We start from the raw sequence: 16,727 nt of genomic DNA on the forward strand, positions 1-16,727 counted from the left end.
AGTCTACAAAGGCGGGGGCCGGAAGTCGGGGACCCCGGGGATCGCGCGGGGCTTAGAAGCCCACTCCCGCGAAGGCCAGCGCCTGGCGGATCAGGGCGCCCCGGCCGCCGCTGAACTCAAGCTGGACATCAGGGCTGAGCACTTCCTCTGGTGTCATCCAGGTCAGTTCCAGGGCGTCCTGGCGCGGCTCGCATTCGCCGGTCACCGGAATGACGTAGACCAGCGACACGGCGTGTTGGCGGTCATCGGTGAACCCGGTGTGGGACGGGGCAGGGAAGTATTCGGCCACGGTGAAAGGCACCGGGCTGATGGGGAGCTGGGGAAAGGCGAGCGGTCCGAGGTCTTTCTCCATGTGGCGCAGGAGCGCGGCGCGGACGGTCTCACGGTAGATCACGCGGCCTGAAACGAGCGACCGGATCATGGTGCCGTCTTCATCGGCCTGCAGCAGCGTGCCCACCTCGTTCACGAACCCCAGCGGATCCAGCCTGACCGGAACGGCTTCCACATAGATCATGGGGAGCCTCCCGCGGGCCTCAAAGAGGTCTTCTTCGGAAAGCCAGCCGGGATTCGGGTCAGGAGTGCGAACGTTCATGGTTAAGTTCTACCCCATCGGACGTGCGCGGGCCGGTGAGGAGTGGGCTCTCGGCGTAAAGCGTCGTCGTAAGCGCCGGCATCTGATCACTCGGCGAGCCGCTGGGAGACCCAAAGGGTGGGCGGCACGCGGGCGTCGGAGGTGGCGCCGCCCGGGCGTCCCACGGCATCCGGGTTGGCCACGTGCAGGGTCCTCGCAAAGGCCTCCTCCGTCTCGGACACGGCGATTCCCGCAGCGGTGAGCCGGTCCCGCACCGTGCGCAGATCGCCGTCGTACTCGAATCCCAGACCGGAGCGCGGACGGCCGGACGCGGGACGCACCATCAGCACCCCGCCGTTCTTGGCGGTGAAATCGGCCGTTTCGTCGGCGTCCGGGACAGGGCGGAACCTTGCGCCGATGTCCTGGAGCGTCGCCGTGGCGGCGCCGGGATCCGGGGTGAACCAGACCCCGACGACGGCGAGGGCCGGGTCGGCATCGGCGCACTGGGCGCCGTGGGCGGCTTTGTCGGCGAGAAAGCTGAAGCCGTCGGTGCAGGAGATGCGGCACGACTCACCGTGGTCCGCGGCGATGATGTCTGCGGTGGTGGTTCCGGATTCAGCCGCGGCGAGGTTGGTGCGCCGGCCAAACTCCGCCAGATCGCCCACCTCGACGCCCAGGGCCGTGTTGCCATCGTCAGCCGCGCCGGCTTCCACCAGGTGCAGGGCCAGCCGGCCGGCGCCGGAGTCGAACTCCTGCCAGGGGCCTTCATCGACTGTCTTGACCATGCCCAAGGCTGTCAGAAGTTCCTCCCACACGTCCTGCCGGGACGTGAAGTGGACGGGGCGGACACGCAGCATGGGTTTCTCCTCGCGTTGGAAACGGGCAGACAGGGCCATCATGCCACGCCCTGAATCGGACGGCACAGTGCCTTTGCCGGGCAGGTGGCAGGCAGAATGGGGCCATGGCCATTGAACTCGAGGAACTGCTGGTGCCCGACGCCGCGGCGTGGCGGCTGTGGCTGGAAAAGAACCACACGGACAGTCCAGGCGTGTGGCTGATACTCCACAAAAAGGGCGGCGACGTCACTGAGCTGGACTACGACGCCGCGCTCGATGAGGCGCTGTGCTTCGGCTGGATAGACGGGCAGGTCAGGAAGCGCGACGCCGGGAGCTACTTCCAGCGCATGACCCGCCGCGTGCGCAGGAGCCCGTGGTCCGCCCGCAACGTAGGGCACGTGGCCCGGCTGGAAGCTGAGGGAAAGATGACGGACGCCGGCCGGGCCGCCGTCGAAAGCGCCAAAGCGGACGGGCGTTGGGACGCAGCCTATGGCGGGCAGGGGACAGCGGAGGTTCCGCCCGACCTGGCCGCCGCCATTGCCGCCGTCCCCGCAGCGCAGGCAATGTTCGATGTGCTGACATCGGTGAACCGGTACGCGATGATCTACCGGACGAACACCGCCAAGAAGCCGGAGACCCGGGCGGCAAGGATCGCCGGCTTTGTGGAGATGCTGGCCCGCGGGGAGACCCCGTACCCGCAGAAGAAGAAGCCTGCGGTGGACCGCTAACGGTTCCGGGAGGCCAAACCGGCGCTTAGGGACGGACTCAGTCGCCGGATGAATCGAGCGGGAACGCTACGGCTTCGCCGACAACCCGCAGGCAGAGTTCCATCCCGGGCCGGGCAATCGAAGCATTCCAGTGCCGGATGGTGATGACCTCTCCGCCGCCGGGGTAGCGGTGATCTGCGCCGCTCGCCAGCTCGGGGGGTACCGCGAGTTTCAGCCGCACGGTGGTTTCCGGGCCGAAGTAGTCGGTGTCCACCACCACCCCGCGGATGGGGCCGTCCTCGGCGATGCGGATCTGCTCCGGCCGCAGCATCAGCTGCACGAGCCCTTGGGCCGGCGGCCGCCGCACGGGAATGCCGCCGAGGGAACACGTGGCCAGCGAGCCTTCCATCCAGGCGTCCAGGATGACGGCGTCGCCCAGGAATTCGGCTGTTTCGCGGTCAGCCGGCCGCGTGTAGACGACAAACGGGTTGCCGATCTGGGCCAGTTTGCCGCCGCGCATCACGGCCACCTGGTCCGCGAAGGACAGGGCTTCGGCCTGGTCGTGGGTGACCAGGATGGTGGTGACGCCGGCCTCGGCCAGGACTTTGGCGACCGCGCGGCGGGTGGCTACGCGCAGGCCCGCGTCGAGGGCTGAGAAAGGCTCGTCCAGCAGCATCAGCTCAGGTTCGCGGGCCAGTGCGCGGGCCAGCGCCACGCGCTGCTGTTGCCCGCCCGAGAGCTGGTGGGGCCGCCGCCGGCTCATGCCCTCATCCAGGGAGACCATCGTCAGGAGTTCGCTGATCCGGGCTGCAACGGCACCGCGGCCGCCGGGCAGTTTGCGGGCATTCAGGCCGAACGCGATGTTCTGGCCCACTGTCAGGTGCGGGAAGAGGGCGCCGTCCTGGGCCACGTACCCGACCTGGCGTTTGTGAGCGGGCAGCCAAACGCCGTCGCCGGCTATCTTGTGGCCGCTGAGCGAAATGCTGCCGGTCTCAGGGTGTTCGAAGCCGGCGATCAGCCGCAGGAGGGTGGTCTTGCCGGAACCGGACGGTCCCACGATGGCAGTGGTGCCGCCCCTGGCCACGGACAGGTTGACGCCCTTGAGGACGGCCTGGGAGCCGAAGTTCTTGGTGACATCCGTGATGGTCAGATGGCTGTTCGTGCTGGGAGCCACCGATGCGGCGATCCGGGGTTCGGGAAGCCTGGAGGGGGATTGTTCGGTCACTGTCCGGCCGCTTTCTTGGACTGTTGGAAGAGCAGGTAGGTCATGGGCGCCGAGAGCAGGATCATCAGCAGGGCATAGGGGGCCGCGCCCGCGTAGTCGATCTCGCTGCTCTTGGACCAGAATTCGGTGGCGAGCGTCCGTGTGCCGTTGGGCGAGAGCAGGAGTGTGGCGGTGAGTTCGTTGGCGATGGCCAGGAACACCAGGGCCGCCCCGCCCGCGGCCGCCGGAGCCGTGAGCCGCAGCGTCACCCGGATGAACGAGAGCAGCGGAGGTTTGCCCAGGGCCTGGGCCGCCTCATCGAGTTCCTTGGGAGCCTGGGCCAGGCCGGCGCGGAGATTGACCAGCGCCCGCGGGAGGAAGAGCAGGACGTAGGCGGCCACGAGCAGCCCTGCGCTCTGGTAGACGCCCGGAACCAGCCGGATGCTGACCGTCACGAACGCGAGCCCCACCACGATGCCGGGCAGTGAGCTGGTGACGTAGTTGGAGAGCTCCAGGGACTTGCTGAACCAGCTGGGGTGCCGGACCGCCAGGTAGGCCATGGGGAACGCGACGACGGTGGTGACCACCGCCCCGGCCAGGCCGTAGCCCAGCGTAGTCAGGAGGGCCGGCAGGAATTCGTCCGCCGCCCAGATGGCCGGGCCGCCGGCTCCGATCCAGCGCAGGACGAAGAACAGCGGGAGCCCGAAGGCCAGCGCCGTCAGGGCTGTCAGCGCGAGCTGCGCCGGGACCTGGTACACGTGCAGCGGAAGGCGCAGGGCCTTGGCCTGGGCGCCTGAGCCTACCCGGGCGTAGCGGGCCGTACCGCGGCCGCGGGCCTCCACCACGAGCAGGATCAGGCAGAAGAACACCAGGACACTGGCCAGCATGTTGCCGGCAGTGCCGTTGAAGGTGGACTGGTACTGGACCATGATCGCGGTGGTGAAGGTGTCGAAGCGGATCATCGCGAAGGCGCCGTATTCGGCGAGCAGGTGCAGGCCCACCAGGAGCGCGCCGCCGGTCATGGCGAGGCGCAGCTGAGGAAGGACCACCCGGAAAAAGACCCGCCAGGCGCCGAGCCCCAGCGCGGCGGCAGACTGTTCAATGGCCGGGTCCAGCCGGCTGAGCGTTGCCGCCGCCGGAATGTACACGAGGGGAAAGTAGGAGAGGCTGGCGATCAGGACGCCGGAGCCGAGCCCCTCCAGCGACGGGATGGCCGATACCCAGGCGTAGCTGTTGACAAACGCCGGGATGGCAAGCGGCGCGGCCAGGAGCACTGCCCAGATTTTGTGGCCGCGCAGGGAGGTTCGTTCCACAAGCCAGGCACCGCCCACTCCCAGGACGAGGCAGAGCGGCACAGTGGCCAGCATCAGGAGCACAGTGTTGAGCAGGAGCTCGCCCACCCGCGGCCGGAAGATCAGTTCGACGGCGGTGTCCCACCCGGTCGCCGCCGTCATGTAGATGACGTATCCCAGCGGAACGAGGGAAAACAGGGCGATCAGCACCGCAAGGATGGACACTATGGAAACGCCGAAAGGCGGGCGGGGGCTGCTGCCCCGGCCCGCCGTCGTCGTGCTCCCCGTGGACGGGGGAGCCGATATATCAGTGGTCACAGAATTACAGGAGTCCTGCCTTGGTCATCATTTCGGTAACCGTCTTGGAGTTGAGCTTGGCCGGGTCAACGGTGGGTGCCTGCAGTTCCTTGACGGGAACAAGCTTGTCGTTTGCCGCGACATCCGAGGCGATGGCGTACTCGAAGGAGGTGCCGTTCTTCAGCACTTCCTGGCCCTTCTTGCCGGTAACGAACTTCAGGAAAGCCTGGCCAGCGGCGGCATTCTTTGCGGACTTGAGCACTCCGCCGCCGGAGATGGACAGGAACGCGCCCGGGTCCTGGTTCTTGAAGTAGTACGGGGTGACGTTCTTGGAGTTCTCGCCGGTCTTGGCCTGGTCACCGTAGTAGTAGTAGTGGTAGATCAGTGCGGCGTCGACTTCACCGGCGTTGACGGCCTTCATGGCGGTGCTGTTGCCCTTGTACGCCTTGAAGTTTTCCTTCATGCCCTTGAGCCATTCCTCGGTGGCGGCTTCACCCTTGAGCTCCAGCAGGGCCGCGACGATGGCCTGGAAGTCGGCGCCTGAAGGCGACGCTGCCCACTTGCCCTTCCACTCCGGCTTGGCGAGGTCAAGCATGGACTTGGGGAGCTTGTCCTCGGTCAGCTTGGCTTTGTCATACACCAGGACGGTGGAGCGGGCGGCAATGCCGGTCCACTTGTTGGTGCTGGGGCGGAACTCGGCCGGAACCTGGTCAACAGTGGCTTTGTCCACGTCTGCAAAAAGGCCGGCGTTCTCAACCTGCGCCATGGCAGGCGAGTTTTCGGTGAGGAAAACGTCGGCAGGGGATGCCGCCCCTTCCTGGACGATCTGGTTGGACAGCTCGGTGTCCGAACCCTGGCGCATGGTCACCTTGACACCGGTCTCAGCCGTGAAGGCGTCGATCCATTCCTTGGTCAGGCTTTCGTGCTGGGCGTTGTACACCGTGATCTCACCGGAGACTTTGGTGTCGGTCCCGGCGGAGGGGGAGACGGTGGCTGCCGGTCCGGTGCTGCCGCCGCAGGCGGTCAGTCCCAGGGCTGCGGTGGCGGCGAGTGCGATACCGGCCAAGGCGCTGTTGCGGATCTTCATCGAGGCTGCTTTCTGGGGAAAAGTGTTGTGGACCGTCGGTCCGTGCAAGCCGGGAAGGGGGTGGCTCACTCTCGAAACTGTAGGTTAGCCATACCTAAGGTACCAAGCCCGATCCGCCGGAAGTGATCAGGATCACATCAATTACGTAACTGTTGCGTGACTTAATTATTGGGCGGGTTTCGGATGAAGGGCGGCGGCAGCTTCCAGGGCCATCCAGGCCTGCAATTGAGTGGAAAGTTCGACGGCGGCGCCCGGCGGATAGGTGGCTTCGGCGGGCTGTGCCGCGTGGATGGAGAAGATCACGCTGCCCTGCTCGTGGCTGTCTAGCTTGTGGCTGTCCAGCTCCGGCCGGCGGCCGGCCCAGAACGCTTCGGCCGTCGCCGTCACCAGTTCCGCGGCGGTGGCCCGGGAGGACGCGGGAAGCCGCTCATCGCGGGCGGCAAGCGCCAGGTACCGGCAGAGGATCCCGGTGAAGAGGCCGCCGTCGCCCGTTCCGTCGCACCGCAGGACGCGCGACGGCGGCGGGGTGTGCAGCGGGGTCTCTGCGGTGTCGGGGGCTGGTGTGGGCGCAGCGGAGGGCACCGTAAGGTGCCGGGCAACCGCTTCGATGACAGCGGCGGCGCGGGCGAGGTTAGCCTCACCGCCAAGCTCCAGCAGTGCGCCAAGGACCGGTCCTTGGTTGTAGGTGTAGATGGCGCCCTCCACCACAACTTCTCCGGCCGCGTTGAGCCGCGCGCCGTCGAGGTAGAGGCCCTGGGACCCGTCAAAAAGGACTGCGTTGAGCCAGTCCACCAGCCGCTGGGCCTTTGCCTGCTGGCCTGTCCGCGCGTAGTAGAGCGCAACCGGGGCTGTGGCCGGGGTGTTTTTGAAGTCCCGCTTCTTGCTCCAGTACGTTCCGCCACCCAGGTCGTCGGTGGAGGCGGAGTCGAACTGCGACGTGAGTTTTGCGCGGACACTGGCGTTGCGGCGGCGGCCGCCGGGTTTGCGTGTCTGCTCGGCAAGTTTTTCCAGCCGGTGCGTGGCCAGTGCCAGCCAGGCCATGTCGTCGTAATAGCTGTTGACGAAGGTGAAGGCGTTGCGGAGGCGGATGCCGGTGACCAGCCGGGAGGCGAGCTGGCCCGCACTGGGGCGTTCCGGGCCGTTGAACCGTGCCGCCGGGGTTGCTCCGTTGCCCAGTTCACGGCGGCCGGCATCAACCAGGCAGTCCACGTAGTGTGCCTGCCACCAGTAATGCCATGGCTGGAGGAGGTTCTTAAGCTGCTTCGATGGCCACTGCACTGCTGCCAGGTGGGTTCCCGGGAGCCAGAGCAGCCGCCGGCCGAACATCGACGTGACGGAGCGGGCGGCCACATTGGCCCTGTCCTGCCAGTCGGTCGGCTGCAGGCTGAGTGGGGCGGGGCTGGGGTCCGGCATGGTCATGGATTCCAGCCTAACGGGTGCAGGACGCGGGTATTTCAGTTAACATTCACTAACTAATGGTCGCGCTGGGCAGGTCCGGTGGCCGCATCAAGGAGGATGTATGGACGTCTCGGGTACTGTCGCTCTGATTACGGGCGGGGCGTCCGGTCTGGGTGCCGCCACAGCCAGGCGCCTGTTCGACGCCGGCGCCTCGGTTGTATTGATCGACCTGCCGTCGTCGGCCGGTGCGGCCTTTGCTGCTGAGCTGAACGGGACAGGCTCCTCTGGTGGCGGCACAGCGGGCCGGACGGCCGTCTTCGTCCCGGCGGACGTGACGGACGAAGCCCAGGTGCAGGCCGCCGTCGATACCGCTGCGAAGCTGGGGCCACTGCGGATCGTGGTGAACTGCGCCGGCATCGCCACGCCCGGGAAGGTTCTGGGCCGCGAGGGCGTGCTGCCGCTGGACTCCTTCAGCCGGGTCATCCAGGTCAACCTCATCGGCACATTCAACGTCCTTCGCCTGGCTGCGGCGGCCATGGTCGCAACCGAGCCGGTCAGCACCGGACTGGGCGGTCCGGAGCGGGGCGTCATCATCAACACGGCCTCGGTGGCGGCCTTCGATGGCCAGATCGGCCAGGCCGCCTATGCTGCATCCAAGGGCGCCGTTGCCGCCATGACGCTGCCGCTGGCCAGGGAGCTCGCCCGCTCGCTGGTGCGCGTGGTGACCATCGCCCCGGGGATTTTCGAGACGCCCATGATGGCCACGCTTTCGCAGGCAGCCCAGGACTCATTGGGCCAACAGGTCCCGCACCCGTCCCGCCTGGGCAAGCCCGCAGAATACGCCAACCTCGTGGCCCACATCGTCGAAAATGCCATGCTCAACGGGGAAACCATCCGGCTCGACGGCGCCATCAGGATGGGCCCGAAATGAGGATGGATCCGGCTGAGGCGGCCGCGGGGCCGCGGCTCGAGGACCTGCCTGCCGCAGACCTTTTCTCCTTCGAGGCGCTCCTCAGTTCGAAGGAGCAGGCCAAGCTGGCCGAACTGCGCGGGTTCCTCGCCACGGAAATAGCACCTTACGCGTCCGACTGGTGGAACAAAGCGGAGTTTCCCGCCCACCTTCTCCCCAAGCTCGCCGCCCTGGAGCTGAGCACGCCGGCGCAGCGCGGCTACAGCAACCTGTTCGCAGGCCTGGTCATCGCGGAGATGACGCGCGTGGACACCTCGATTGCCACGTTTTTCCTGGTTCATCACGATCTGTTTGTGGAGTCGCTTTTCGGTTTTGGCTCGGCGGACCAGAAGGCGCGGCTGCTGGCCGATGCCTCAAGCCTTCGCATCACCGGCGCATTCGCGCTCACCGAGCCCGGGCACGGCTCCGATGTGGCCGGCGGGATGGAGACGCGGGCACGCCGGATTTCCTCAGCTACGGGACAACCCGACGACGACGGCGACACCTGGGTGCTCAACGGTGCCAAGCGCTGGATCGGGAACGGGACGTTCTGCGACTACCTGCTGGTGTGGGCCCGGGAGGAGGCCCCAAACGGCGGGGCGGGCCGCGGCGCCGTCCGCGGGTTCATCGTCGACGCCTCCCTGCCGGGCGTGACCCGCAGCCGGATCGAAAACAAGATCGCCCTGCGGACGGTGCAGAACGCGGACATCGTCTTCGAGGACGTCCGCGTCGCCGAAGCCGACCGCTTTGCCGGGATCAGCAGCTTCGAGGACACCAACCAGCTCCTGCGCGGGTCCCGGATCATGGTGGCATGGCAGGCCGTGGGGCAGCAGCTGGCGGCGTTCGACGTCGCCCGGCAGTACGCCGTCGAACGCCACCAGTTCGGGCGGCCGCTGGCGAAGTTCCAGCTCATCCAGCAGCAGCTGGTCACGATGCTGGGCAACGCCGTCGCGAGCATGGGAATGATGGTGCGGATCGCCCAGCTGCAGGACGAGGGGGCGGCGGACATGGCCCAGGTGGCACTGGCCAAGTCCTACACGAGTGCCCGGATGCGGGAGACGGTGGCGCTGGGCAGGTCGATCCTGGGCGGCAACGGCATTGTGACCGACTACCGGATGGCCAAGATCTTCTCCGACGCCGAGGCCATTTACACCTACGAGGGCTCGTTTGAGATCAACACCCTTATTGTGGGCAGGGCCGTCACCGGCGTATCGGCCATCGTCTAGAACAGCGCCGCTGGAACAGCGCGTCTAAAACACCGCGGGCTCTTTCTCGCCGGCCTCGATCCGGTAATCCAGGCTGTTGTTCTTCACCGGCATAGGGCAGGTCCCGTACGGGGTGAAGGCGCTGGGGTAGTTGATGGCCCGGTTGAAATCCAGGATGACCGTCCGGTTCCCCAGCGCATCGACGCGGGGCCGGGCGGTGGAGACCTTCCGCCACTCGTCGGTTGACTCTCCGTTCGTCTCGTCGTGGAACGTCACCGTCAGGGCGCCGAGTTTTTCCTCCTCTGCCTGCAGGTGGAATTCGTGGTCCTTGCCCGGCAGCCGGAAGACCACCTCACCCACCGAGTAGTGCACACCGTCCACCAGTGGATTGGCGGTGCCGATCGGGATGGCTACCGGCTCGGGATACGGCTTGTAGTCAGCCTCGATTACCAGTTCCGGGTTGTAGTCGAAGGTGGGCACGCCGTCGAATTCGGTGAACACCGGTGAGCCGGAATCGCGGGTGCGGATGGCGTAGCGGTCCGCGCGCATGGCCAGCTCGACCACTACCTGCCGTCCGTCGGCGCCGCCGAACTGCACCCACATCAGGGACTCCTCGTCGGCGAGGGTGGCGGTGATCGTGCCGACAACAGCTTCGCCGGTCTCCCCGAGCGTCAGTCCGTCCTCTGCCACGGCGGTGAGCGTGGCCGTCGTGCCGTCCGCAGACCAAAGGCCTGGGCAGAGTTCGACGCCGGCGGGTTGGGTCTCGAGCCACTGGAAGGAGGTGAGGGTCAGCCAGCCGTGGGGAGCTGCGAGGGCATTCTCCCGGTTGGCGCGGAAGCGCTGCCAGCGCTTCACCTGCGCCTCAGGATCGGGTTGCGGAGGGCTCACGGGTTTCTCCCCAGGCTTGCGGACACCAGTTGCGAAGCGGTGTTGCGGGCCACGATGGCCGCCTCCGGGTCAGCATCGAGTACGCCGCTGGCCAGGCCGCCGTCGAGTATCAAGGTCAGGCTGCGCGACAGCTGGTCCGGCGCCGGGGCACCCGCCTGGACGGCCAGGTCCCGGATCCAGGCGCTGATCTGCTTCTTGTGCGCAACGGTCCGGTCGTGGACGCGGGTTCCGGTGGGGGACTCGGCCGCGGCGTTGATAAAGGCGCAGCCGCGGTAGCCGTCCCGGCGGCAGGCGCTGGCCAGGGCATCGAACAGCCCAACGAGCTGGTCCGCAGGGGTGGGCCCGGCGGCTTCCGCGGCTGCGTGGAGCTGCCCGGTCCAGACGCCGTCAACCTTGTCCAGATACGCAAGGATGAGGTCGTCCTTGGCGGGAAAGTACTTGTAGAACGTCGCCTTCGCAACACCGGATTCGGCGATGATCGTATCGATGCCGGCCGCCCGCAGTCCTTGGGAATAGAACAGCCGGAAGGCAGTGGCGAGGATTCTTTCCCTGGCCTGCCCTGCCGGCGTACGGGCTGCCGGCGGCTTCCCAATGTCGCTCGTTGTCATGGCTCCATGGTACACAGACAAGTCTGTCTGTTACCCAGTCTTCCCCATCTTCAGCGGCGGACAGCCAGGCCCTGTACGAGCAGCCTCCATACCTCGATCAGGTCCCCATGGATCGCAGGATCGGCCCATTCAGACGCGTGCAGCGGGTGGTTGAACCGCGCCGAGGCATGCAGCACGGCCCTGCCGGCAGCCGAAACATCGGCAACTTCGAACTCGCCCCTGTTCGCACCGTCCGCGACTATCGCCGTGATCTGGGCGGCGAGGTGGTCCACATGTTCGGCAACGACGGTCCGCGCCTCAGCGGTGAGCTGGCCGAAGGTTGCGAACAACTCGGGGTCTTCGAGGGCCATGCCCTGCTTGATGGCAGCCAGCCGCTGGAGCCAGCGGAGCAGGCGATCGGCCGCCGGCCCGTCGGTGTCTTTGGATGCCTCCAGTGGCTCGGCTATCCGGGCAAGCCAGCGGCGGGCCACGGAATCCCGCAGCGCCGCCTTCGTGGGGAAATGCCGGTACACGCTTCCATGGCTGACGCCCAACGCCTTGGCAACATCCACCACAGTGGCTTTGCCGGGTCCGAAGCGGCGCAGGACGTCCTCGGCGGCGTCGAGTATGCGTGCCTCCGTCAGAACGACGGCGGCCGGACTCACCGGCGCTCGCTGTCGAGCATGGCCATCTGGGCGGCGTCGTAGCGCGAACCTGAGGCAGTGCCGGTGGGAACGGCAGCCTCGATGGCGGCGAGATCCTGGCCGGACAGGTCCAGCGAGGCGGCCCCGAGCGATTCGACGAGCCGGTCGCGGCGGCGGGCGCCCACCAGTGGCACGATGTCCTCCCCGCGGGACAGAACCCACGCGATGGCCACCTGCGCGACGGTGGCATCCTTGCTGTCGGCAATCAGCCGCAGCCGCTCCACCAGTTCAAGGTTCCGCTGCAGGTTCTCGCCGGAGAAGCGAGGCAGGTGCGCCCGGAAGTCCCGCCGGTTTCCGCTCCCCGTGGAAGGCCAGTGGCCCGATACCAGGCCGCGGGAGAGGACGCCGTAGGCAGTGATGCCTACGCCCAACTCCCGGGCGGCCGGCAGGATGTCCGCTTCGATGCCCCGGGAAATCAGGGAGTATTCGATTTGCAGATCCGAGATCGGGTGCACTGCGTGCGCGCGGCGCAGGGTATCGGCGCCGACTTCGGAGAGGCCGATATGGCGGATCAGGCCCTGCTTTACGAGCTCGGCCAGTGCGCCGATGGTCTCCTCGACCGGGACGGCCGGATCGAGACGGGCCGGCCGATAGATGTCAACGTAGTCCGTCCCGAGGCGCCTGAGGCTGTAGGCAAGGAAGTTCTTGATGGCGGCGGGGCGGGCGTCGACACCGTTCCAGCCCCCGCGTGCATCACGGAGGATGCCGAACTTGACGCTGATTTGCGCATCCTCACGCCGGCGGCCGCGGATGGCATCGCGGAGAAGCAGTTCGTTGTGGCCCATGCCGTAGAAGTCCCCGGTGTCGAGCAGGTTAACTCCCTGGTCGAGGGCCGCTCGGATGGTGGCGACGCTCTCGGGGTCGTCCGCCGGGCCGTAAAGGTCAGACATTCCCATCAGGCCAAGGCCGATGGGTGCAGTGGTGGGGCCGGTGGAGCCGAGTGTGCGGCTGTCGCCCAGGAGGTCTGTTGTCATGGCGTCAATGTTACAGCAATCATCTGACAGATATCAATATTTGTCATTAGACTAGGATCGCTGGTCTCGCGTCCTTGCCGTAGACAGGTCTGTCTGATAGCGTCATGGCCAACCAGTAGACGAACCTGTCTACTCCATCACTGCAGAATGAGGAACACCATGAAGATCGCCGTACTTGGAACCGGAAGTGTCGGACCCGCCGTCGCCGCTGCATTCTCAGGGCTGGGCCACGACGTCGTGATCGGAACCCGTGATCCCCAGGCCACACTGGCGCGCACCGGCCCTGGCGCCACGGGCGGACCGGCATTCTCCCAGTGGCACGCATCCCATCCGCAGATAGGCGTCGTGACGCTCGCCGAGGCAGCGGCGGCCGGTGACGTGGTTGTCAACGCCACCAATGGCACGGCCTCGCTCGAAGCCCTGGCTGCCGCCGGGGCCGAAAACCTTGCCGGGAAGATCGTGATAGACATCGCGAACCCGCTTGATTTCTCCAAGGGCTTCCCGCCGGCGCTCAATCCAGTCAATGACGACAGCCTGGGGGAGCAGATCCAGCGGGCGTTCCCGGAAGCCAAGGTGGTCAAGACGCTGAACACCATGACGAACAGCGTGATGGTCGACCCTATGCACGTCGCCGGCGGGGACCACACTGTCTTTGTCTCGGGCAATGACGCCGGGGCCAAGGGAGAAGTGACCCAACTCCTCAAGGCCCTCGGCCACACGGATGTGCTGGATCTCGGTGACATCACCACCGCCCGCGGTGCCGAGATGATCCTGCCCCTTTGGCTGCGGATCTGGGGCGCGCTGGGGACCGGCGAGTTCAATTTCAAGGTGGCCCGGTAAGGACAGCGTCACATCATCTGAGACAGATTCCGCGCGGGGGCCACGTGCGGGTAGCATCGAAAGCCAGTAACGTGGCTCACAGTATCCAGCGCAGTGTACGAGCCAAGTCCGAACCCTCGAAAGACAGTTTCCATGGCTAACACTGCAATGAATTCCGCTACCGACCTCGCCTCCGAACTCAGGGCCGACGTCCGCCGTGTCTCCACACTGCTGGGCGAATCCCTGGTGCGGCAGCACGGTCCGGAGCTTCTTGACCTCGTGGAGCAGGTCCGCCTGCTGACCAAGGAATCCAAGGAGGCTGCCCGCGGCGGTGCGGACGCCACCGGCCCGTGGAGTGCGCACGACGTCGTCGAGCAGGTCCGTGAGCTGCTCGGCTCCCTCCCCATCGAGCAGGCCACCGACCTGGTCCGGGCCTTCGCGTTCTACTTCCATCTGGCCAACGCCGCAGAGCAGGTCCACCGCGTCCGCGGGCTGCGGACCAGGCAGGAGAAGGACGGCTGGCTGGCCAAGGCCGTCACCGAGATTGCCGCGAAGGCGGGTCCCGGGGTTCTTCAGGAAGTGGTCAACGGCCTGGATGTCCGGCCCATATTCACCGCCCACCCTACGGAGGCCTCGCGGCGTTCGGTGCTGGATAAGATCAGGAAGCTTTCCGACGTTCTTGCCCAGCCCACCAAGGAAGGCACCACTGCCCGCCGCCGCCAGGACCGGCAGCTCGCGGAGGTCATCGACCAGATGTGGCAGACGGACGAACTCCGGCAGGTCCGCCCCACCCCCGTGGACGAGGCCCGCAACGCCATCTACTACCTCGGCGGCATCCTCACCGATGCCATGCCCGAGATGCTCACGGAGCTTGCCGAACTGCTGGATGAGCACGGCGTGAGCCTGGCTTCCCAGAACGCCCCCGTCCGGTTCGGGTCCTGGATCGGCGGGGACCGCGACGGCAACCCCAACGTCACCGCCGCGGTCACCAGGGAGATCCTGCAGATCCAAAGCCAGCACGCCATCCGCATCAGCATCGGGATGATGGACGGACTGATTTCCATCCTCTCCAACTCCACCGCGCTGGCCGGAGCGGACCAGAACCTCCTGGATTCCATCGACGCCGACCTGAAAAAGCTCCCGGGCCTTGACCGCCGGGTCCTTGAGCTCAACGCGCAGGAGCCCTACCGGCTCAAGCTCACCTGCATCAAGGCCAAGCTGATCAATACCGGCAAACGCATAGCCGCTGATTCCAGCCATGAGCACGGCCGCGACTACAGCGCCACGGATGAGCTGCTGGCCGATCTCGAACTGCTCGAACTCTCCCTTCGCAACCATTCAGCTTCCCTCGCGGCCGACGGCGCGCTTGCCCGGGTCCGGCGTGCGGTGGCGTCTTTCGGCCTGCACCTGGCCACCCTGGACATCCGCGAACACGCAGACCACCACCACGACGCGGTCGGGCAGCTGATGGACCGGCTCGGCGGACCGGGGCTCCGGTACGCCGAACTGAGCCGCCACGAGCGCTTCGATGTGCTGGGCTCCGAGCTCGCCTCGCGCCGGCCGCTGTCCGGCCACCCGATTAAGCTCGACGGCGTCGCTGACGGAACGTACGACGTCTTCCGTGAGATCCGGCGCGCCCTGCGCACCTACGGCCCGGACGTCATCGAGACGTACATCATCTCCATGACCCGCGGCGCCGACGACGTCCTGGCCGCGGCTGTCCTGGCCCGGGAGGCCGGCCTCATCAACCTGTTCGGCGCTGCGCCGTACGCCAAGATCGGGTTTGCCCCGCTGCTGGAGACGGTGGAGGAGCTGCGCGCCTCGGCGGAGATCGTGGACCAGCTGCTCTCTGTTCCTGCGTACCGTGACCTGGTCCGGCTGCGCGGCGACGTCCAGGAAATCATGTTGGGCTACTCAGACTCCAACAAGGAGTCGGGCGTCATCACCAGCCAGTGGGAGATCCACAAGACCCAGCGGAACCTGCGCGACGTTGCGGCCAAGCACGGCGTCCGCGTCAGGCTGTTCCACGGCCGCGGCGGTTCCGTGGGCCGTGGCGGCGGACCCACCTATGACGCCATCATGGCGCAGCCCAACGGCGTCCTCGAAGGCGAAATCAAGTTCACCGAACAGGGCGAGGTCATCTCGGACAAGTACTCGCTGCCGGAACTGGCCCGTGAAAACCTGGAGCTGTCGCTTGCCGCCGTACTCCAGGGCTCGGCCCTCCACCGGGATCCGCGGACCTCGGACGACCAGCGCGAACGGTACGGGCACGTTATGGAGATCATCTCCGACGGCGCCTTCGAGAGGTACCGGAAGCTCATTGACGATCCGGACCTGCCCGCCTACTTCCTGGCATCCACGCCGGTGGAGCAGCTGGGCTCGCTGAACATTGGCTCCCGGCCGTCCAAACGCCCGGACTCCGGGGCCGGCCTTGAGGGCCTGCGCGCCATCCCGTGGGTGTTCGGCTGGACCCAGTCACGGCAGATCGTCCCCGGCTGGTTCGGTGTGGGCTCCGGCCTGAAAGCGGCCCGTGAGGCCGGGAATTCCGCCCAGCTGGTGGAGATGATGGAGGGCTGGCACTTCTTCAAGTCGGTCCTGTCCAACGTGGAGATGACGCTGGCCAAGACTGACATGGACATCGCCGGTTACTACGTTTCCACCCTGGTCCCCGAGGAGCTGCACCACATTTTCAGGGCTATCCGTGAAGAGTACGAACTTACGGTCACCGAGGTCCAGAACCTGACGGGTGAGCACGTCCTCCTCGACGCCCAGCCCACTCTGAAGCGTTCGCTGGAGATCCGCGATCAGTACCTTGATCCCATCAGCTACCTGCAGGTGGAACTGCTCCGCCGTGTGCGGGCGGACAACGCTGCAAACAGGCCAGCAGAAAAGGACGCCGAAGCCGGCAGCATCAGCGGCGCCGAGATCGATGAGCGCCTCCAACGGGCCATGCTGATCACGGTCAACGGCGTGGCGGCCGGCCTCCGCAACACCGGCTGAACGCTCTGGCACTACCCGCTGGTTTTCCCGGGACGCTCTTGCACTTCCTGCGGGTTTTCCGGCGATGCTCTCTCACTTTCCTGAAGAAAGTGAACTGCTCCCCGGAAGTTGGACTGAGAAATTCAGTTTCGACTTCCGGGGAGCAGTTTTATGCGTGCTAATAGTTCTTTGTCTGAGGTCCAGCGCGAGGCGGCGGTAGCGTGGTTTGA

The 16,727-nt window shown here is 66.5% G+C and carries 15 protein-coding genes; 5 read left to right on the forward strand and 10 right to left on the reverse strand.

All coding sequences use genetic code 11. From position 1 onward, the window contains the following. Positions 1-52: 52 nt before the first annotated feature. Together ACS5PJ_RS13625 and ACS5PJ_RS13630 are read right to left on the reverse strand one after the other, a co-directional pair. The gene (locus ACS5PJ_RS13625; RefSeq protein ID WP_108597822.1) at positions 53-592 is read right to left on the reverse strand and encodes an NUDIX hydrolase family protein; all 540 of its coding nucleotides are present in this window, start codon (positions 590-592) and stop codon (positions 53-55) included. A gap of 86 nt (positions 593-678) precedes the next feature. After that, positions 679-1,428, reverse strand: coding sequence for a VOC family protein (locus ACS5PJ_RS13630; RefSeq protein ID WP_439435404.1), 750 nt, complete (start codon positions 1,426-1,428; stop codon positions 679-681). A 104-nt stretch (positions 1,429-1,532) separates the two neighbouring features. Here ACS5PJ_RS13630 and ACS5PJ_RS13635 point away from each other — a divergent pair, with 104 nt between their 5' ends. After that, entirely contained in the window at positions 1,533-2,135 is a 603-nt protein-coding gene (locus tag ACS5PJ_RS13635; protein ID WP_439435405.1) for a YdeI/OmpD-associated family protein, read from the forward strand. Between the two features lie 37 nt (positions 2,136-2,172). Here the strand turns inward: ACS5PJ_RS13635 and ACS5PJ_RS13640 are convergent, their stop codons facing one another. The 4 genes from ACS5PJ_RS13640 to ACS5PJ_RS13655 form a co-directional block, all read right to left on the reverse strand. After that, a complete protein-coding gene (locus ACS5PJ_RS13640) occupies positions 2,173-3,339 on the reverse strand; it encodes an ABC transporter ATP-binding protein (RefSeq protein ID WP_439435406.1) in 1,167 nt (388 codons plus the stop codon). Further along, positions 3,336-4,928, reverse strand: a complete 1,593-nt coding sequence (locus ACS5PJ_RS13645) for an ABC transporter permease (protein ID WP_439435407.1) — start codon at positions 4,926-4,928, stop codon at positions 3,336-3,338. The genes ACS5PJ_RS13640 and ACS5PJ_RS13645 overlap by 4 nt, the downstream gene beginning before the upstream one ends. Positions 4,929-4,932: 4 nt before the next feature. Beyond that, entirely contained in the window at positions 4,933-5,994 is a 1,062-nt protein-coding gene (locus tag ACS5PJ_RS13650; protein WP_439435432.1) for an iron ABC transporter substrate-binding protein, read from the reverse strand. 165 nt (positions 5,995-6,159) lie between these two features. Further along, the gene (locus ACS5PJ_RS13655; protein WP_439435408.1) at positions 6,160-7,413 is read right to left on the reverse strand and encodes a glycoside hydrolase family 76 protein; all 1,254 of its coding nucleotides are present in this window, start codon (positions 7,411-7,413) and stop codon (positions 6,160-6,162) included. A 100-nt stretch (positions 7,414-7,513) separates the two neighbouring features. Here ACS5PJ_RS13655 and ACS5PJ_RS13660 point away from each other — a divergent pair, with 100 nt between their 5' ends. Both ACS5PJ_RS13660 and ACS5PJ_RS13665 read left to right on the forward strand, forming a co-directional pair. After that, the gene (locus tag ACS5PJ_RS13660; RefSeq protein WP_439435409.1) at positions 7,514-8,323 is read left to right on the forward strand and encodes a 3-hydroxyacyl-CoA dehydrogenase; all 810 of its coding nucleotides are present in this window, start codon (positions 7,514-7,516) and stop codon (positions 8,321-8,323) included. Continuing rightward, positions 8,320-9,567, forward strand: coding sequence for an acyl-CoA dehydrogenase family protein (locus tag ACS5PJ_RS13665; RefSeq protein ID WP_439435410.1), 1,248 nt, complete (start codon positions 8,320-8,322; stop codon positions 9,565-9,567). Before ACS5PJ_RS13660 ends, ACS5PJ_RS13665 begins: the two co-directional genes overlap by 4 nt. A 24-nt stretch (positions 9,568-9,591) precedes the next feature. Here the strand turns inward: ACS5PJ_RS13665 and ACS5PJ_RS13670 are convergent, their stop codons facing one another. The 4 genes from ACS5PJ_RS13670 to ACS5PJ_RS13685 are packed head-to-tail and all read right to left on the reverse strand — an operon-like array spanning position 9,592 to position 12,699. Continuing rightward, a complete protein-coding gene (locus tag ACS5PJ_RS13670) occupies positions 9,592-10,434 on the reverse strand; it encodes a DUF1684 domain-containing protein (protein ID WP_439435411.1) in 843 nt (280 codons plus the stop codon). Next, positions 10,431-11,042, reverse strand: coding sequence for a TetR/AcrR family transcriptional regulator (locus ACS5PJ_RS13675; protein WP_439435412.1), 612 nt, complete (start codon positions 11,040-11,042; stop codon positions 10,431-10,433). Before ACS5PJ_RS13675 ends, ACS5PJ_RS13670 begins: the two co-directional genes overlap by 4 nt. A gap of 50 nt (positions 11,043-11,092) precedes the next feature. Further along, on the reverse strand, positions 11,093-11,686 hold the full coding sequence (locus ACS5PJ_RS13680) for a TetR/AcrR family transcriptional regulator (protein WP_439435413.1): 594 nt from the start codon (positions 11,684-11,686) through the stop codon (positions 11,093-11,095). After that, complete coding sequence (locus ACS5PJ_RS13685) at positions 11,683-12,699, reverse strand: aldo/keto reductase (RefSeq protein ID WP_439435414.1); 1,017 nt, start codon at positions 12,697-12,699, stop codon at positions 11,683-11,685. The genes ACS5PJ_RS13680 and ACS5PJ_RS13685 overlap by 4 nt, the downstream gene beginning before the upstream one ends. 159 nt (positions 12,700-12,858) lie before the next feature. Between ACS5PJ_RS13685 and ACS5PJ_RS13690 the strand changes: the two genes are divergently transcribed. Continuing rightward, complete coding sequence (locus ACS5PJ_RS13690; RefSeq protein ID WP_439435415.1) at positions 12,859-13,539, forward strand: NADPH-dependent F420 reductase; 681 nt, start codon at positions 12,859-12,861, stop codon at positions 13,537-13,539. A gap of 132 nt (positions 13,540-13,671) precedes the next feature. Further along, the gene (ppc, locus tag ACS5PJ_RS13695) at positions 13,672-16,518 is read left to right on the forward strand and encodes a phosphoenolpyruvate carboxylase (protein ID WP_439435416.1); all 2,847 of its coding nucleotides are present in this window, start codon (positions 13,672-13,674) and stop codon (positions 16,516-16,518) included. Positions 16,519-16,727: the final 209 nt, after the last annotated feature.

It is taken from the genome of Pseudarthrobacter cremeus, assembly GCF_051857465.1.
Lineage (GTDB): Bacteria > Actinomycetota > Actinomycetes > Actinomycetales > Micrococcaceae > Arthrobacter.